Consider the following 17,293-nt stretch of genomic DNA (forward strand, 5'->3'; position numbering starts at 1 on the left):
AAGGGAGCTAAAACAGTTGGAACTGCTTCAAATCACTAACTTCCTTTGAAAAACCTTCTGAAAAATTCCCTTTTGCCACTTTTAAACAAAACCAGGGCATGAATATTTCGAGAGCTTTATCCTTATTTTTTGCACTGGTAGTAATCATGCTGGTAATTGGTATAGCAGAACTATATCTGCTTGAACTGTTCGATCTTCCGGAGAATGGCTATCAACATGGCTTTGGGATCATTAGCTGGATCACCCCTTTTCTTGGCTACGGGTTAATCTTTTATTTTTCGAAATTTCGACCCGATTTGAAAATGGTGCCATTTAAGCTGAATTCTCTCAGACCTGAAACCTTACTTTACATTCTGTTGATTGCCATAGGTCTGGAATTCCTTGACCGCCCATTATATGATTTTAAGAGGATCTGGAATTTCCTATCTTTAGGAAATGCAGAACCATACTACCTGCCTGAAGCAGACATATTTATTATTTACACCGGGGTTTTTGCAATATGTTTAGCACCTTTATTCGAAGAATTGTTTTTTCGAAAATTCCTTTTTGGAAAACTGCTTAGCCGGTATTCAACTACAACCTCGATCCTGGTTTCCAGTCTTTGCTTTTCGCTCTTCCACCTTCCGAGTTTCCGTAATTTGTTACCTACTTTTATTTTTGGTGTTATCGCTTGTCTGCTGTATAAGAAGACTAAAAATATTCTTTATACCATTATTCTTCATGTTCTGGTAAATTTCCTTTGGTTCACCCTGCAGTTTTGGGGAGGGGATTTCTACAACTGGATTTTTGAGCTGCAATTCAACAGCATTTATTGGATGCTGTTTCTTTTTGGCGGCGGTCTTACTTATTTCGCATTACAGAGGATTTTTCGAATCGGTAGGAAGCAGCCTTGAAGAGGATCTTTTATTCTTTTCTTCTCCCAATTTCAATCAGGTTAGCGAAAAGCTTCGATTTTAACAAATAATTTATAATTTTACCAATTAATGCGCAGGAATTCAGGATATTTTATTCTGAAATTTCCTGAGTCATCAGGATGTGTGAGGGGAGGTGAAGGACAATCCTGAATTTACCAACCTGTAAAATACATACCAATGAAACCTGGAACGCTTGCCAAACTTGCCGGCTTTAGTTATCTCGTTATCTTTTTTGCTGCGATCTTTGCGAATTTTATGGTTCTCGAAGCTATACTTGAGAATCCACTGGAGACGGTACAGCAGGAGAGGTTCCTGGTGGGGCTGGGAATTTTTGCGTTTATGCTCACCGTCTTCTTTGATGCAGTAGTAGCCTGGGCCCTTTTTGAACTTTACAGAGCACATAAGCTGTCGGGTCTTAGTACGATCTTTAGGCTCATTCATGCCACCATCATGGGAGTAGCTATAGCTATGCTACCCCTATCTTTGGATTTCACCTCCAACCAGGAGATCCTGCGACAGGTGGAAATCTTCAATATAATATGGCTCCTTGGACTTTTCTTTTTTGGGGTGCACCTCATTCTGCTGGCAAAAATTCTGGATAAGCCACAGATCATCAGAATACTATTGCTCTTGGCGGGAATTATGTATATGATAGATACAACCGCTCATTTTATGCTGCCCGATTATGAAAACTATGCTTCGGTTTTCCTGATGCTCGTTGCGGTGCCAAGTATTTTAGGGGAGATGTCCTTTGCAATCTGGCTTCTTATAAAAGGGGGTAAGGAAGCTCCTTAGCGTTGGCGCATAAAAAAGAAGTTCCAGGTTGTGGGAACCGGCAAATATAATGGGCATCAAAAATACCTTTTTTGACTACCTTTAAACTATCAATAAATAAAAACCCATCATTTATGAAATTAGGAGCATTTTCTGTCAGCTTAAACGTGCAGGACCTGCAGGTTTCCAGCAAATTTTACGAGTCGCTAGGTTTTGAGATCTTTGCCGGAAGCGCAGATAAGAACTATCTTATCATGAAAAATGGAAATGCACTGATTGGACTATTTCAGGGAATGTTCCAGGGAAATATTCTCACTTTCAATCCGGGATGGGATGAAAATGCACAGAACCTCGAAGAATTTAATGATGTACGGGAAATTCAGAAGCACTTAAAGAAGGAGAATATATCTCTTGTTTCTGAAGCAGATGAGAATTCTTCGGGTCCCGCCAGTCTCATGCTTTCCGATCCAGATGGCAATATGATCCTGATTGATCAGCATCGCTAGGATCTTAGCCATCTCATCGTCAACATTTGAATTAAAGTTCCAAAAAGGGGTTTTTGAACCTTCTTTGCAAATCTTGTTTGTGATGTAACAGAAGCGGTGTTTTTATAAATAATTGATTTTCAGTAATTTTATGATTTACTATATACGTAAATCTTAGGTTATGAAAAGCAGTGTTTTTTCCCTGGTAAGCCTTTTCTGTATTCTTCTAGGTGGGGAATTAATCTTTGCCCAGAAGTCTTCACCTCAGGTTGATACCACCAGATATACCGGCCCTATAATAGATATGCATATGCACACGGGTTTACCGCACGAGGTGCCTGCCGGTGCTCCTTCATTATGTCGGCCAGCACCTTGTGAAGGAGACGGAAAAGCAATTGTTGATTCAAAGGAGCTTATGGAAAGGTCCCTTGAAGCTATGGACCATCACAACATTACTCAAGCATCCCTGAGTGGCGTGGACTGGCAGGCTGTGGGGCAATGGAAGACTGCTGCACCTCAACGTTTTATCGCCTCTCCTTTTATTTTAAGACCGGCCGATTCCCTTTTGATGGAACTGAGGGAGAGATACGATCAAAAGTTTTTCGAAGGAATGGGAGAAATTGGAGTTCAACTGAAAGGGTATGCGCCAAACGATCGGGTATTGGATCCTTTTTTGAAGCTTGCTAATAAACACAATATTCCGGTATTGATTCACTGTGCCGGAATTGGCCCCTACACCGAACACTTCAGGTCGGCTGCCGGTAATCCCCTTTTACTGGAAGATGTGCTGAAGAAATATCCCGATCTAAGAATTTTTGTGGAAAATGCCGGCTATCCTTATGCAGAAGAGATGATCGCCATGATGTACCAATATCCCCAGCTTTATGCCGATGTTTCTACGATAACCTGGGTGATCCCACGCCCCGCTTTCTATGATCATCTGGAGGCTTTTATGAGGGCAGGATTGGGTAAAAGAATCATGTTTGGTTCAGACCAAATGGTGTGGCCAGAAAAGATTGGTGCTGCAGTCGAGGCAGTACAGGAAGCTCCCTTCCTAAGTCTGGCCGAAAAGCAGGATATCTTCTATAACAATGCGGCGCGTTTTCTACAACTTCATAATGCTCCAGAGGACGAGGAAAACTCAGATAAAAAATTAAAGAGTAAGAATCATTAATTATCAGGTTCAGGCATCGAGGTGAGTACTCTTAAATGTCAATTTCATAGTATTTCCGCAGCATTTCTGCAGCTTTACCTTCAGGATTGATAAGCTTTACTTTTTCAGGTTTTACTTTGCGGTAGGTGATGGAAAGTCTGCGCTCGCGGTGCTTTACATCTCCGCCAAATTTATCTTTTTTACGCGGAGGGATGGCGTGTTTGTATTTTGTTCTTGCCTCATCTTGCATTACATATATTGACCTGCGAGGCATTTCGACCTCAATTTTCTCTCCGCTCTTAATGAACTGCATTACGCAACCGCTGCCCAGGTTTACGCCGCAGATCTGGTTTTTAAAGTAATTTCTATCCTTATGCGGTCTTATTCCCTCGCCGGGATCATACTCATTAATGATCACCTGGTCGGGTTGCTCCTCCAGGATTCCCTGTTTTACAATTTCTTCGGAAAGCCTGTAGATCTTAGGCGGGATTTGTACTGGAAATCCTACCAGATCATAAGGCTTCTCCAGCTCATTTCTGAAACCGTAGTATTGCAGCCTCCTTTTATAATCGACCAACCAGGGGCGGCTATCTATTTCAATCATCAATTCCTCTTCCAGTTTTTCACTGATGAAATTGAGGTATAAAGTAAGGCCTGGTACAGATGTCTCCATTTCTTGATCGTTTAGGTGGTAAACAGAAGTTAATCAATAATTTAAAGAGAATACTTGAAAAATTAAACAACAATTACCCGAACCTTAAAAACTATACTGAAAAACCTGGTTTGTTTACAGCATTGTTTGTTGTTCCCATCTTCTATTTGAAATATTTATCTTGACCAGCGAAATCTTTATACCGGAATGTCCAGGCTTAAAACAATTAGAGAACAGCAACACCTTACCCAACAGGAACTTTGTGAAAAATCGGGGGTTTCTGTGAGAACGATCCAGCGGATAGAATCTGGTACAGATCCCAAAGGTCATTCCCTGAAAATGCTGGCCACGGCACTGCAGATCAAGGAGGAGGAACTGGTAGAGAAAAAGGATCAATCAGCAATAAATCTTATCTGGGTCAAGATCATTAACTTTTCCTCTTTGCCGGTCACGATCTTTCCGCCGGCGAATATTCTATTGCCATTGATCCTTATGTTTTTAAAGAAGGAATTTAATTCTTTGACAAAACAGATCGTTTCCCTGCAGATCTTCTGGAGCATCTGCGCCTTCATCATTTTTATGCTGTTTATTTTCATTAGAAAATCTTTTGGCTGGAGTAATGACCTCACGCTGGTGATGATGATCATTTTGATTCTTTCCAATGTGGTTATTATCCTCGTGAATGCCGCAGAAATTGACCGGAATAAACGTCTGCGCATTAAGTTGGGCTTCAGCATTATTTGAATTTCAGGAATAAAATTCAAGATGATGAATGCGTCCGCAGGCCCTACTGGCGGCGGATTGGCGGGTTATTGGCGGGAGGATTTACGGGGCAAAACAGGAGGCATTTCCCATCTTTGCCCCAAATTCTATTTTTATGAAAATTCAAATTGTTTTTAGCCTGTTTTTTATTGCTGCGGGAATGGTTAACATCTATGCCCAGGTGGATGAAAATCCAGAATTATTCCGCACACTAAAAAAACATGACAGTCTGTTCTTTGAGCGGTCCTTTAATCAGTGTGATCTTGAATATCTGCAGAAGCATATTACAGAAGACCTGGAATTCTATCACGATCAGGGAGGATACCAGGACAGGGAAATGTTTCTGAAAAACACAAGAAAGAATATCTGTTCAGGTTCAGGACCGAAACCGATAAGAATGGTAGAGGAAAACAGCTTAAAGGTCTTCCCAATGTACAACAACGGAAAGATCTATGCTGCCATTCAGGAAGGAGTGCATCATTTTTACCTGCGGGAAAAAGGTGGAGCAGAAATTCAAACCGGTTCAGCAAAATTTACGCACGTATGGAGGCTCGAAGACGGGGCCTGGAAACTTGCGGAGGTGCTAAGCTACGACCATGGGGAACCCGCTTCTATAAGTGCAAGAGCGAATATTGAAAAGCTTTTAAAAGAAAATGGCGTTCCCGCTTTAGGCCTGGGGATCATTAAAAATGGGGAGCTGACTAAAGTGGAGGTTTACGGAACTTTGGATAAGACCAATCCGGCACCTTATAACACGATCTTTAAAGTAGCATCCCTCACCAAACCTGTAGTGGCCGTTACTGCCCTTAAATTGATCGACGAAGGATTGATGGATCTGGATGAGCCCCTGCATCAATACTGGACAGATCCCGATCTGCGAAATGATGAGCGGCACAAGCTTTTAACACCGAGATTGGTGCTCACTCACCAAACCGGTTTTCCCAACTGGAGATATTTGGATGAAACCGGGAAGCTGGCCTTTGAGTTTGAGCCGGGAAGCCAATACCAGTATTCCGGCGAAGGCTTTGAATACCTAAAAAGAGCTATGGAAAATAAGTTTGGAACCGGCATTGAACAACTAGCCGGGGAACATGTATTTACACCTGCGGGAATGACCGATACCCGGTTCTGGTGGGATGAGGAAATGGACGAGAGCAGGTATGCACAGAATTTTGACAAGGAAGGGAAGAAGATCGCTACTGCAAAATATTACCGGGCCAGTGCAGCTGCAAACCTGCTCACTACCGTTGAAGATTACGGAAGATTCCTAAGCTATGTCCTTAATGGTGCAGAATTATCCAATGATCTTTTTCAGGAGATGCAAAGTCGGCAGGTGAAACTCCGGGAAAACGATTATTTCGGTTTGGGTTGGGAGATCCTAACCGGATTTTCAGGCGGGGAGTATGCTCTGCTGCACACGGGCGGTGATCCCGGAGTAAGAACTTTGGCGGTAATGTTTCCGAAGTCCAAAAACGGCTACCTAATCTTCTTAAATGGAGAAAATGTGGAGGAGATCCAGGAGGAGTTATTTAATAACCGTCTTTATCTTGGCAAGGAATTGTGGAACAGGAGGTAAAAAGATAGCTTTCTAAAATACCATTTTTGACTACCTTTAAAATCCGGTAACAAAAAGACATCTGAAATGGCAGAACTTAAAGAGCTTTCGGCAGCACAGCAGGAGGAGCTGCTTACGACTCTAAAATCCCGATTTGATGAGAATAAAAGCAGGCACGAAGGCCTGGAATGGGATAAAGTGGAGCACAAATTAAAATCCAATCCTGCCAAAATGTTATCGCTTCACGAGATGGAAAGGACAGGAGGAGAACCCGATATAGTTGGAATGGAAGAAAAGTCGGGAGCCTATATTTTCTATGATTGTTCTGCGGAAAGTCCGAAGGGGCGACGGAGTGTCTGTTATGACCCCGAAGCTCTGGCCTCGAGGAAGAAATTTCCTCCCAAAAACAGTGCTGTGGAGCTGGCTGCTAAAATGGGAATTGAGCTACTTTCAGAAGAACAATACAGGGAATTACAACAACTAGGCACGTTTGACACAAAAACCTCCAGTTGGTTAAAAACCCCTGAAGAAATTAGAAAGCTGGGAGGGGCGATCTTTGGAGATTTCCGCTTTGGTCGGGTATTTATTTACCATAATGGCGCGGAATCCTATTATGCTGCCAGAGGATTTAGAGGGATATTGAAGGTGTAACAGAAGCTTAATAAGATTTTGAGGAAGGAGTTCTTAAAATGTCATTTTTGAAACCTCTCTCATAAATGACAATATTTTCGGGAAATGAACTTTCAGGAAATAACTCGAGCCTCATTTCGGGACTAAAAGAGTGTCAGGAAGAATCCCATACCACATTCTTTCATACCAATACCTGATTTCGGATTGGTTCTGCTGCAGGTCTCTTTTTAAACCCTGATTTAGAATTTTTAGTTTAAATTGTAGATGTTTTGCTGTTCTGCGATACAACATCAATAGATATTGATGTGGAATGTGTAAAACCATTTGTGCCGGCAAAACCTATACCTATGAAAAACAGCATTTTTCGACTCCTAATTTTTTGCCTTATCTGTTTTTATTCAGGTAATACGAGTCTTGCGCAGGAACAATTCAATATCACCGGCGGATTCGGAACCCCGGAAACTGTAAATATCGGTGTCAGGATGCAGGTGGATCAAAACCAGTATGGAATTGCATTAGGAACCAGTCCGGGTTATAAAAACACGAATTTCACAGTTTCAGGGGATTTTTACTATCATTTCGCAGGAAGATCCGGACAAACGGATCTGATGCCCTGGTACGTCAAATCGGGTCTTACTTATATGAGGAGTGAAGGGGAGTGGGAGAAAAGAACGAATTTGCTGCTGGTGCCAAGACTCGGGAGGGATTTTAATCTCACTCCTCAATTCGGCGTTGCGCTCGAGGCCGGAGTAATGCTCATGCTACTTGACCAGAACACTGCAAAAAAGGAAAGAACAGACGCTGTGTCGGGCGACCTGGATATAATCGGTTCAGGGTTTATTCAAGCTTCCGCCGGACTCAAATTCTTCTATAGATTTTATTAGAACAATGAACAATTAACAATGATCAATTAACAGTGCTCAGTGGTGCTAAATTTTTCTGTGTTCTGGCTTATTGGGAAAAACATTGCCACAGTTCCAGCCTCAGATTCCCAAACAGAATTTGAAGAGGTGAGAATTTGAAGATTCGAATTTGTGAGCTGTTGTTCTACAAGACCTCTGCGTTCTCTGCAAAAAACTTTTGGCCTTTAATAAAATTTTCCCTGCACTTTTAATTTCGTACTTCTAACTTCATTGGCTATCTTGGGAATCTTAAAAATTCCATTTACCCATGATAAAAAAGTTACCGATGTACGGGCTGTTGCTGGCCGTAGGGTTTGGTTGTCAAACCCCCAAAGCAACGTCTGATGCTAAGAAAGACACCGCCAAGGCCCCGGCGCAAAAAACCAAGGGCGACATCAAACCTTTTTCCGAAGTCATTACCGCTGAAGCAAAGAGTGATGAAGGCCTTTTTAACACCCATTTTGTTGGGGATAAACTGTATTTTGAGATTCCGCTTGAGCTGCTTGAAAAAGATATGCTCCTCGTAAGCCGGATTGCAGGTGTGCCTGCGAGCTACGGCGGCGGCTATGTCAATGCCGGTTCCAAGGTAAACGAACAGGTGGTACGCTGGTCCCGCCGCGGCGACCATATCGATATGAAAGTGATAAGTTTTGAGAATGAAAGTGAGGAAGGTTCTCCTATTTATCAGTCGGTGCGGGCAAACAACTTCTTTCCTATCCTCTTCAGCTCAAAGATCGTAGCTTTTAATGATGATAAAACTTCCGCAGTAATTGAGGCAAGTGACTTGTTTAAAGAAGATGTGGACGCGATCAACGGCGTTTCCCCGTCTCTTAAAAAGCGATACAAAGTAAAGCGACTGGATAAAGGGCGCTCCTATATTGAATCTGCTCACGCTTATCCAAAGAATATTGAAGTGAAGCATGTGATGACCTATGAGGCCGAAGAACCACCCGAAAGAGATCAGGCCGGTACTATTTCCATGCTTATGAACCAATCTATGATCCTGCTTCCCGAAAATAAGATGCAGCCGCGTCTTGCCGATCACCGTGTGGGTTGGTTCACAACGCGCAAATATGATTATAATTCAGAAGAACTTAAGGCCGATGATTACGAGATCATCAATCGCTGGAAGCTGGTGCCAAAAGATATTGAGGCATATAAAAGAGGTGAACTGGTAGAGCCGGTGAAGCCTATTGTGTGGTATCTGGACCCCGCTACTCCCGAAAAGTGGAGACCCTATTTTAAGCAGGGAATTGAAGACTGGAATGTTGCTTTTGAAGCTGCAGGGTTTAAAAATGCAGTTATAGCCAAAGATCCTCCAACAACAGAAGAAGATCCCGAGTTTAGTCCGGAGGATGTGCGTTACTCTGTTGTTCGGTATGTGGCGAGTACTACCAGGAATGCCATGGGGCCATCGGTGACCGATCCCCGCACCGGGGAGATCATTGAAAGTGATATCGTATGGTATCACAACCACCTGCGCTCTTACAGAAACCGTTATATGATCGAAGCCGGAGCGCAACTGGAATCTGCACGTACTCTCAATACTCCCGAAGAAGAGATAGGAGAGATGATGCGTATGGTGATCGCTCACGAAGTAGGACATGCCCTTGGTTTACCGCACAATATGAAAGCAAGTTCGGCCTATCCAACAGATTCTTTACGTTCTCCTGAATTTACTCAGAAGTACGGCTTAACTCCATCAATTATGGACTATGCCCGGGTAAATTATGTGGCTCAACCGGGAGATGAGGGAGTGCGCTACATCAGGATGATGGGGCCTTACGACCTGTACGCGATCAACTGGGGGTACCGCTATATTCCGGATGCTACCACTCAGGAAGAGAAGCAGATCCTTAGCGACTGGATACTGGAAAAAGCCGGGGATCCTGTATATGAATTTGGAAGTGGTTACGGTGGAATCGACCCTCAATCCCAAAGAGAGAGTCTTGGGGCCGATCAAATAAAAGCCAGCGAATACGGACTTGCCAACCTGAAGAAGGTAGTGCCAAATCTTGTGAAATGGACCCGGAAGGATAATCAGGACTACGACGACCTTGAGGAAGTTTACCGGGAGCTAAACGGCATGTGGAGAGGCTATATTAATCATGTGGTGGCTAATGTCGGCGGAATCTACGAGACCCGCAAGACTGCCGACCAGGAAGGAACGGTTTATACACATGTGCCTAAGGAAAAACAAGAAGCTGCAGTTGCCTTTTTGAACAAACATGCTTTTACTACGCCGCACTGGCTGCTAAACGAAGACTTGCTCGGCAGAATAGAATCTTCGGGAACCCTGGAGAGAATTCAAAGTTTACAAAGCAGGTCTCTTGAGAACCTGTTGGATGAGGATCGCTTGCAGCGTATGTTCACCAATCAACAACTTAATGGCAATAAGGCTTATACTCCGGTAGAAATGATGAATGATCTTAGAAAAGGTCTTTTCAGCGAGCTTTACAGGGGGAATGAGGTTGACGCCTATAGAAGAAATATACAACGCGCTTATGTAGATGCTGCAACAGGATATGTGCAGCAGCTGGAGGCCGAAGGAAATAGTGATATTGCACAAAGCGATATTATTGCTCTAATGCGTGGAGAGATCGAACAGCTTAAAAGAGACCTGAGAGCAAGAAGATCCCGCACCAATGATAAACTTACCATCTACCACTGGAATGATCTTATTGCAAGAATAGACCGGGCTCTTGATGTAGATGCCTAGTTTACAATTGCATTAATTCTTAATAAATAAAACCCCGTAAAGCACGGGGTTTTTTTCTGAATAAAACTGAAGGTCCGGGAAGTATATTATTGGGCTTTTCTTTACCGAAAGAGTCCTTTGGGAGATTATTAAATAGTGCTATCTATTCATCAATAGGTACAGTAAGCATAGGAATATCTGCTTTTTTCAGGAGTTCCAGGGAAACACTTTCCTTGAGAAGATTGTGCAAAAAACTGTGTTTGTGGGTACCAACGATCAGCAGGTCCGATTCCAGTTTTTGAGCTTCCTTTAGTACTGCCTCTACAGTAGAGCCCTGTATCAATAAAGCTTCCTTTTCGATATTGTCACTAAGAAAGTTGTCGCAATACATTTGCAGGTTGCGGTGCTCTTCCCTGAATTCTTCAGCCTTAAAATCCCTGATGTACTGTGGTCCCGGCTCATAGCCTACAAAATCCGGTTCAGGTTCTGCTACATGCAGTACCCAGACCTTGGCACCGAATTTCTCGGCCAGTCCTTCGGCATATCCTAGAAGGTCCCCTACGGCATCGTTAAAATCTACGGCTACTAATATGTTCTTTAGATCGTTCATTTTTTCAAGGTTTAAGGTTTAATGATTAATGTATAACGGTTTTTCGTCGTGCGACGTCGTACTTCTAACCTCTAAATTCTAATTTCCTGCCCACTGCTCACTGATCACCGACCACTGAACACTAATACTCCTTCTCCCTGTCCACTACATTTTTTAATTCTTTTCCCTCCTGCATTCTGCGGTAGTTCTCCAGGATCTGCGGAGCTACTGTGGCCGGATAGGTAACGCTTGCTACGTGTGGCGTGATCTTGATCTTCTGGTTGTTCCAGAAAGGATGATCTTTCGGCAGCGGCTCTGTCCTGAAAACATCCAGAGCTGCGCCCGACAAATGTCCTCTTTCGATCATTTCCAGAAGATCCTCCTCAACCAGATGTGGGCCGCGTGCGACGTTGATCACATAGGCGTTCTTCGGTAACTTTTCAAAAAGGCGCTTATTAAGGATATTCTCAGTTTCGGAAGTCAGCGGCAGGAGGCAAACGAGTATCTGTGAAGCCTCCAGAAAATCCTGCAGCTGCTCATCTCCATGGTAAGTGGTGACTCCTAAGATCTCCTTTTGGGTGCGAGACCAGCCGGTGACGTTGAACTTGTTCTGAATTAGCTTTTCGGCAACGCCGACTCCCAATACCCCCATCCCCATAATTCCCACCTGCACTTCTGTAGGGCGCAGATATTTTACCGGCTTCCATTCTTTGCTGCTGTAATGGAATGAAAGGTTCCTAAGATGTTCGAGGATGAGAGACAGCACAAATACGCTCATGTCTTTGGTGAGCTGTTCGTCGATCACTCGTGTGATCTTTACATGCTCCGGAATATCGGGATCTTCAATGATATGATCTATTCCTGCACCCATGGAAGCAATTACCTTGAGATTCGGATAATTTTTATAGATGCCATGTGGATGCTTCCAGGAAAGGGCAAATTCCACCTTTTCGGGATCCCTCACCTCCGGATATACCTCCAGGTCTATTTCAGGGTTTTGGTCTTTTATCGCTTCGATCCACGCCTTTGGATCTCTTTGTGAACTTACAATTAAGAAGGACATGTGTTTAGTCTTTAGTCTGTAGTTGATAGTTTGTAGAAAATCTTCTTTAAAATCAATTTTATTTTTTCCAGGAATGACATCTAATCTTTTAACGCCGAACTCTGAACTCCCGACTCCGAACTAATTCACAAACGCACTATACCCGGTGATCGCTCTTCCCACGATAAGAGAATTGATCTCCTTAGTACCTTCATAGCTGTAAATAGCTTCAGCATCGGCGACGAAGCGGGCGACATCGTATTCTAAAAGGATTCCGTTTCCACCCATCACTTCACGTGCTCTGCTTACCACATCTCTCATTCTCATGCTGGTATAAACCTTAGCCAGCGAAGCATGCTCGTCTTTAAGCAGTTCCTGATCCTGTAGTTCAGATAATCTAAAGCACAGGGTTTGCATAGAGGTAACATTGGCGATCATTTCAACCAGGTGATTTTGAATCAACTGGTAAGAAGCAATGGGTCTCCCAAATTGCTCCCGCTTCTTGGTGTATTTCAGGGCACTTTCATAAGCTCCCCGGGCACAACCCACGGCCTGCCAGGCTACTCCTGCACGGGTCATTTTCAGCACCTTTGCGGTATCCCTGAAAGATTCTGCTTTTTTAAGCCGGTCTTCATCAGGAACCCTGCAATCGGTGAGGGTGATAAGTGCATTCTGCACAATGCGCAGCGCCATTTTGTCCCGCATCTTTTCAGCTTTAAAACCCGGATTGCCTTTTCTCACCAAAAATCCTTTTACCTGATTCGAATCTTCATCCCGGGCCCAGATCACGATCACATCTGCAAAAGTGGCATTTCCAATCCATTTCTTCTGGCCATTGAGCACCCAGTTTTCGCCATCCCATTTACAGGTGGTTTCAAGTCCGCCGGCCACGCCGCTTCCCACGTTGGGTTCGGTAAGACCAAAGGCACCAATGGCTTCCAGTTTCTGCATTTTTGGCAACCATTCCTGCTTTTGCTCTTCGCTTCCGCAGAGATAGATCGAACCCATAGCCAGTCCGCTGTGGACTCCGAAAAAAGTAGAAATGGAAACATCAACCCGTGCGATCTCCTGGGCAATGATGCCCTCCATCAAAAATGGCAAATTTGGGCAGCCGTAGCCTTCGTAAGGGACGCCTGCAATATTAAGCTTCTTGAATTTCTCAATGATCTCAAAGGGAAATTTGGCCCGGTTCCAGTGGTCATTGACAAGTGGCCGTACTTCATCTTCCATAAAATTGCGGACCTTCAGCTGCAGTTTGCGCTGCTCTTCTGTGAGCTTTAGATCAAGATTGTAAAAATCTCCATCAATAGGCGGTAGGTCGTGCTGTCCTTTGCGGCGCTTGGTCTTCAGCATTTTCATGAGACCTTTGAGCTGATTTTCATCGAGCTGTCCCAGCGTTTGCATTGCTTCCGAAAGATCTATTTGCTTGTTGATCTTTGCCAGTTGATCAAGATCTATGTTCTTAAGGAGGTTGATCGTATTTCTTACTTTTCCGAAGAAGGCCATAATTTCAGGTTTTTCTAAAAATAGGTATTAAAGAAAAGGCAGCCTGTTAAAGCTTTCTCAAACCGAAGTGCTGTTTCCGTGAACTGTTTGTTTTTTAATTAATTTACCTTCTCAAAAACAACAAAATGGGAATCTTTTCATCATTAATGGGCAACGCCGGGGCAGTCGATAATCAAAAACTGCAGGCCGAATATGGGCAGCTTCTATTTGAAGCCGAAACTATTGAAGCCGGTTTTAAAATTTTTAGGGACACCTTCGTCTTTACCAATAGGAGGTTGATCTTAATAGATAAACAGGGCCTTACCGGCAGTAAAACTCAGTATCTTTCCATTGGCTACAAGAGCATTTCAAGGTTTAGCGTGGAAACTGCGGGGACTTTTGATCTTGATGCCGAACTTAAGATCTGGATCTCTTCGGAAAAGGAACCCAGTGTGAGTAGAAAATTCAACAAATCTGTCAACGTGTATGAAGTTCAGAAACTGCTGGCTCAACATGTTCTTAAATAGAGTTTTAGCAAAACTTTAGTTTCACTTTTTCCTTAGTCGCGTCCGACTTTCTGTAAATTCATGCTCAATCCTGAGGTGTCAAAAATGCCATTTTTGGAACCTCTTCTGAAAAAATGAATAGCTATGAGCAAAGAGAAAAAAAAGATGCAGGATCCCACAAAAAAAGGTGCCCAGCCACCATTTGAACAACAGGAGCGACAGGATCCTCCCGGTACTGAAAAGAAGATGCACCCCAAAGTTGATCATGGGGAAGAATCGTATAAAGGATCGGGAAAGCTGGAAGGAAAAAATGCCATAATCACAGGAGGGGATTCTGGAATTGGACGTGCCGTGGCCATTGCCTTTGCCCGCGAAGGAGCTAACGTTTTAATTGCTTATCTCAATGAAGATGAAGATGCAAAAGAAACCGCAAATTGGGTGGAAAAAGCCGGAAAAAAAGCGGTGCTTGTGGCCGGAGACGTGAGTGAAGAAGAGCATTGTAAAAAGATAATCGAAAAAGCAGTGAAGGAATTCGGGCAGATCGATATCCTGGTGAACAATGCTGCCTTTCAAATGGCACGGGAAACGATACAGGACATCCCCAGTGGAGAGTGGGACAAGACCTTTAAGACCAACATCTACTCTATGTTCTACCTGGTAAAAGCTGCAGAGCCTCACATGAAACCAGGAAGCACTATTATCAACACCACTTCTATAAACGCCTATAAGCCACACCCACAGCTGCTGGCCTATGCTGCAACCAAAGGGGCGATCCAAAACTTTACAGCCAATTTAGGACAGATCCTTGCACCCAAAGGTATAAGGGCCAATTGCGTTGCCCCGGGACCAATTTGGACACCGCTTATCCCGGCTACTATGCCAATGGATCAAACAGAAACTTTTGGAAAGGACACTCCCTTGGGCAGACCGGGACAACCTGCCGAGCTGGCTGCGCCATTTGTGCTTTTGGCTTCAGAAGGCTCCAGCTATATGACCGGCTCAACCATTCAGGTGACGGGTGGAAGACCCACCATTTAGTTGACAGTATTTTGAAGTGCGAAGTTCGAAATTAGAAGTACGATTTTAGAAGTACGAAAATCGGGATGAATTCCAATTTAGCTTTAGAATTAAGATTGAGATGTTCAGATAACTGTCTTTTAAACCCTGACAAAAAAAAGCCCGGAGTAAAAGCTCCGGGTTTTTATGTTTTCGGTTTTCCGCCGATATAGGTACAGTATCAAGTACTGAACATTAGTTTAGTCCAAATTCCTCTTTTACTTTGTCAACGTAGTTCAACTCTTCCCAGGTAAACAACTTCACCTCGACCGTTTTTTCCCCGTTGTACGGACTCCTAAAGACTTTTCTTTCTGTGCGTGGTTCTTTTCCAAAGTGGCCGTAAGCTGAGGTCTCGCGGTAAATCGGATTTCTAAGACCGAGTCTGTCTTCAATGGCCGATGGTCTCATGTCAAAGATCTTGAGCACCTTTTCGGCAATCTCTCCGTGGCTAAGATCTACTTTTTTCGAGCCGTAGGTCTCTACTAAAATGGAAGTTGGTTCTACCACCCCAATAGCGTAGGAAACCTGCACCAGTACTTCATCGGCCACGCCTGCAGCTACCAGGTTCTTTGCGATGTGCCGCGCCGCATATGCCGCCGACCTGTCTACCTTACTTGGATCTTTTCCTGAAAACGCACCTCCACCATGGGCTCCTTTTCCTCCGTAGGTGTCCACAATGATCTTTCTTCCGGTGAGTCCGGTATCGCCGTGCGGTCCGCCAATAACGAACTTTCCTGTAGGGTTGATGTGGTATTTTATCTTGTCGTTGAACAATTTCTGAACGTATTCCGGCAGTAATGCCTGCACCCGCGGAATTAGGATCTCGATGATATCCTTCTTGATCTTGTCGAGCATTTTCTTATCATCCTCATCAAATTCGTCGTGCTGCGTGGAAACTACAATTGAAACGATTCGTTGCGGCACGTTGTCATCGCTGTATTCAATGGTCACCTGGCTCTTGGAATCGGGGCGCAGGTATGTGATCTCCTTATTTTCCCGACGCAGTTTTGCCAGTTCGATAAGGATCTTATGAGAAATGTCCAGCGCCAGCGGCATGTAGTTCTCAGTTTCTTTGGTCGCGTAGCCAAACATCATTCCCTGGTCGCCGGCTCCCTGTTCTTCCTTGTTACCGCGATCCACTCCCTGGTTGATATCCTGAGACTGTTCGTGGATCAAAGAGATCACGCCGCAGGAATCCCCACTAAATTTATAAGCTCCCTTAGTGTAACCAATGTCGTTGATCACTTCCCGGGCAATGTTCTGCACATCCAGGTAGGTGTCGCTTTTCACTTCTCCTGCAAGAACCACCTGTCCTGTAGTCACAAGCGTTTCGCAGGCGACCTTGGATTCGGGGTCAAAGGCAAGAAAATTATCAAGAAGAGTATCGCTAATTTGATCGGCAACTTTGTCTGGGTGGCCTTCAGAAACACTTTCTGAAGTAAATAAGTATGGCATGCTTCGTCGTTTTAAAAATTATATTCAGAAAATATTTGACGTGAAGCGCTAGAGAAGTTGTCACTGCTTTAGCATTTTTAAGGGTTGCAATCAGTCAAATTTTTCCCTGAAATTGATGAGCAGCAAATGTATAAAAATTGTTTTAATTGGGCAGCCTAATCTCATTTTTAAGAATAATTTGGGCGCTCCGGTGCGACCTCCCGGTCGTCCCGTCAGGCTTTCGCGGGTCGCTTCCCTCAGCCTCCCGGCTGCGGGAGAGCTCCAACAGCCGCTCAATCCTTAGCGCAGACTCAATTAACAATTAGCAATGATCAATGATCAATTAGGAATGAACAGGTCAGGAACTCTTCACTTCATGGGGGTCTACGGAGGCAGTATAGCCTTTAGTTTTTTTACTTTTGAACGTGGTTAAAAGTTAGTGGAAAATATAAAATAGCCCCAGGGGGCGTAATATTTTTTGCCCGGGGTTTTAGCCCCGGGTTCAAAAGAACCACATGAAAAAAAGCCCTGTAAGGGCGAAATATATCTTGGGGTATGTTTGCAATTATTTTTAGTCATATGATCAGTATTCACTAACTGAAAAAGAATCCACAACTCGTAACCCGCAACTCAGGAACTCGCAACCCGAAACCTGC

General features: G+C 43.8%; 16 protein-coding genes. 11 read left to right on the top strand and 5 right to left on the bottom strand.

Annotated features, from left to right (window positions below; translation table 11 throughout):
* The first annotated feature begins 98 nt into the window (after window positions 1-98).
* The 4 genes from VR862_RS14010 to VR862_RS14025 all read left to right on the top strand — a co-directional run bounded on the left by VR862_RS14010 (window position 99) and on the right by VR862_RS14025 (window position 3,347).
* Window positions 99-893, top strand: a complete 795-nt coding sequence (locus VR862_RS14010; RefSeq protein WP_324721629.1) for a CPBP family intramembrane glutamic endopeptidase — start codon at window positions 99-101, stop codon at window positions 891-893.
* Between the two features lie 198 nt (window positions 894-1,091).
* On the top strand, window positions 1,092-1,709 hold the full coding sequence (locus tag VR862_RS14015; RefSeq protein ID WP_324721630.1) for a DUF4386 domain-containing protein: 618 nt from the start codon (window positions 1,092-1,094) through the stop codon (window positions 1,707-1,709).
* 113 nt (window positions 1,710-1,822) lie between these two features.
* Complete coding sequence (locus VR862_RS14020; protein ID WP_324721632.1) at window positions 1,823-2,194, top strand: VOC family protein; 372 nt, start codon at window positions 1,823-1,825, stop codon at window positions 2,192-2,194.
* Window positions 2,195-2,354: 160 nt separating this feature from the next.
* Window positions 2,355-3,347 carry an amidohydrolase family protein gene (locus VR862_RS14025; RefSeq protein WP_324721633.1) on the top strand — a complete coding sequence of 331 codons (993 nt, stop codon included), beginning with the start codon at window positions 2,355-2,357 and terminating at the stop codon, window positions 3,345-3,347.
* 31 nt (window positions 3,348-3,378) lie between these two features.
* Here the strand turns inward: VR862_RS14025 and VR862_RS14030 are convergent, their stop codons facing one another.
* Window positions 3,379-3,999, bottom strand: coding sequence for an alpha-ketoglutarate-dependent dioxygenase AlkB (locus tag VR862_RS14030; RefSeq protein ID WP_324721634.1), 621 nt, complete (start codon window positions 3,997-3,999; stop codon window positions 3,379-3,381).
* A gap of 186 nt (window positions 4,000-4,185) precedes the next feature.
* Here VR862_RS14030 and VR862_RS14035 point away from each other — a divergent pair, with 186 nt between their 5' ends.
* The 5 genes from VR862_RS14035 (at window position 4,186) to VR862_RS14055 (ending at window position 10,546) form a co-directional block, all read left to right on the top strand.
* Window positions 4,186-4,722: a helix-turn-helix domain-containing protein gene (locus VR862_RS14035; RefSeq protein ID WP_324721635.1), complete on the top strand. Its 537-nt coding sequence runs from the start codon at window positions 4,186-4,188 to the stop codon at window positions 4,720-4,722.
* A gap of 133 nt (window positions 4,723-4,855) precedes the next feature.
* Window positions 4,856-6,316: a serine hydrolase domain-containing protein gene (locus VR862_RS14040; protein WP_324721636.1), complete on the top strand. Its 1,461-nt coding sequence runs from the start codon at window positions 4,856-4,858 to the stop codon at window positions 6,314-6,316.
* Between the two features lie 66 nt (window positions 6,317-6,382).
* The gene (locus tag VR862_RS14045) at window positions 6,383-6,946 is read left to right on the top strand and encodes a DUF4256 domain-containing protein (RefSeq protein ID WP_324721637.1); all 564 of its coding nucleotides are present in this window, start codon (window positions 6,383-6,385) and stop codon (window positions 6,944-6,946) included.
* Window positions 6,947-7,272: 326 nt separating this feature from the next.
* A complete protein-coding gene (locus tag VR862_RS14050; protein ID WP_324721638.1) occupies window positions 7,273-7,809 on the top strand; it encodes a hypothetical protein in 537 nt (178 codons plus the stop codon).
* 286 nt (window positions 7,810-8,095) lie between these two features.
* The gene (locus VR862_RS14055) at window positions 8,096-10,546 is read left to right on the top strand and encodes a zinc-dependent metalloprotease (RefSeq protein ID WP_324721639.1); all 2,451 of its coding nucleotides are present in this window, start codon (window positions 8,096-8,098) and stop codon (window positions 10,544-10,546) included.
* A gap of 142 nt (window positions 10,547-10,688) precedes the next feature.
* Here VR862_RS14055 and VR862_RS14060 read toward each other — a convergent pair whose 3' ends face one another.
* The 3 genes from VR862_RS14060 to VR862_RS14070 all read right to left on the bottom strand — a co-directional run bounded on the left by VR862_RS14060 (window position 10,689) and on the right by VR862_RS14070 (window position 13,662).
* Window positions 10,689-11,135 (bottom strand): universal stress protein, encoded by a 447-nt coding sequence (locus VR862_RS14060; protein ID WP_324721640.1) that lies wholly within the window; start codon window positions 11,133-11,135, stop codon window positions 10,689-10,691.
* A gap of 121 nt (window positions 11,136-11,256) precedes the next feature.
* Window positions 11,257-12,177, bottom strand: coding sequence for a 2-hydroxyacid dehydrogenase (locus VR862_RS14065; protein WP_324721641.1), 921 nt, complete (start codon window positions 12,175-12,177; stop codon window positions 11,257-11,259).
* A gap of 120 nt (window positions 12,178-12,297) precedes the next feature.
* Window positions 12,298-13,662, bottom strand: coding sequence for an acyl-CoA dehydrogenase family protein (locus tag VR862_RS14070; protein ID WP_324721642.1), 1,365 nt, complete (start codon window positions 13,660-13,662; stop codon window positions 12,298-12,300).
* Between the two features lie 125 nt (window positions 13,663-13,787).
* On the opposite strand from VR862_RS14070, the gene VR862_RS14075 reads away from it, so the two are divergent.
* Window positions 13,788-14,168: a PH domain-containing protein gene (locus VR862_RS14075; RefSeq protein ID WP_324721643.1), complete on the top strand. Its 381-nt coding sequence runs from the start codon at window positions 13,788-13,790 to the stop codon at window positions 14,166-14,168.
* Between the two features lie 123 nt (window positions 14,169-14,291).
* A complete protein-coding gene (locus tag VR862_RS14080; RefSeq protein ID WP_324721644.1) occupies window positions 14,292-15,185 on the top strand; it encodes an SDR family oxidoreductase in 894 nt (297 codons plus the stop codon).
* A 213-nt stretch (window positions 15,186-15,398) separates the two neighbouring features.
* On the opposite strand, the gene metK is transcribed toward VR862_RS14080, so the two are convergent.
* Window positions 15,399-16,658, bottom strand: a complete 1,260-nt coding sequence (gene metK / locus VR862_RS14085; RefSeq protein WP_324721645.1) for a methionine adenosyltransferase — start codon at window positions 16,656-16,658, stop codon at window positions 15,399-15,401.
* Window positions 16,659-17,293 lie beyond the last annotated feature (635 nt).

This window comes from Salinimicrobium aquimaris (assembly GCF_035607535.1).
Taxonomy (GTDB): Bacteria; Bacteroidota; Bacteroidia; order Flavobacteriales; family Flavobacteriaceae; genus Salinimicrobium.

Excerpts from the sequence above, each read along its gene's own strand:
- VR862_RS14010 (WP_324721629.1), top strand. The coding sequence starts at position 99 with ATGAATATTTCGAGAGCTTTATCCTTATTTTTTGCACTGGTAGTAATC.
- VR862_RS14015 (WP_324721630.1), top strand. The coding sequence starts at position 1,092 with ATGAAACCTGGAACGCTTGCCAAACTTGCCGGCTTTAGTTATCTCGTT.
- VR862_RS14020 (WP_324721632.1), top strand. The coding sequence starts at position 1,823 with ATGAAATTAGGAGCATTTTCTGTCAGCTTAAACGTGCAGGACCTGCAG.
- VR862_RS14025 (WP_324721633.1), top strand. The coding sequence starts at position 2,355 with ATGAAAAGCAGTGTTTTTTCCCTGGTAAGCCTTTTCTGTATTCTTCTA.
- VR862_RS14030 (WP_324721634.1), bottom strand. The coding sequence starts at position 3,999 with ATGGAGACATCTGTACCAGGCCTTACTTTATACCTCAATTTCATCAGT.
- VR862_RS14035 (WP_324721635.1), top strand. The coding sequence starts at position 4,186 with ATGTCCAGGCTTAAAACAATTAGAGAACAGCAACACCTTACCCAACAG.
- VR862_RS14040 (WP_324721636.1), top strand. The coding sequence starts at position 4,856 with ATGAAAATTCAAATTGTTTTTAGCCTGTTTTTTATTGCTGCGGGAATG.
- VR862_RS14045 (WP_324721637.1), top strand. The coding sequence starts at position 6,383 with ATGGCAGAACTTAAAGAGCTTTCGGCAGCACAGCAGGAGGAGCTGCTT.
- VR862_RS14050 (WP_324721638.1), top strand. The coding sequence starts at position 7,273 with ATGAAAAACAGCATTTTTCGACTCCTAATTTTTTGCCTTATCTGTTTT.
- VR862_RS14055 (WP_324721639.1), top strand. The coding sequence starts at position 8,096 with ATGATAAAAAAGTTACCGATGTACGGGCTGTTGCTGGCCGTAGGGTTT.
- VR862_RS14060 (WP_324721640.1), bottom strand. The coding sequence starts at position 11,135 with ATGAACGATCTAAAGAACATATTAGTAGCCGTAGATTTTAACGATGCC.
- VR862_RS14065 (WP_324721641.1), bottom strand. The coding sequence starts at position 12,177 with ATGTCCTTCTTAATTGTAAGTTCACAAAGAGATCCAAAGGCGTGGATC.
- VR862_RS14070 (WP_324721642.1), bottom strand. The coding sequence starts at position 13,662 with ATGGCCTTCTTCGGAAAAGTAAGAAATACGATCAACCTCCTTAAGAAC.
- VR862_RS14075 (WP_324721643.1), top strand. The coding sequence starts at position 13,788 with ATGGGAATCTTTTCATCATTAATGGGCAACGCCGGGGCAGTCGATAAT.
- VR862_RS14080 (WP_324721644.1), top strand. The coding sequence starts at position 14,292 with ATGAGCAAAGAGAAAAAAAAGATGCAGGATCCCACAAAAAAAGGTGCC.
- metK (WP_324721645.1), bottom strand. The coding sequence starts at position 16,658 with ATGCCATACTTATTTACTTCAGAAAGTGTTTCTGAAGGCCACCCAGAC.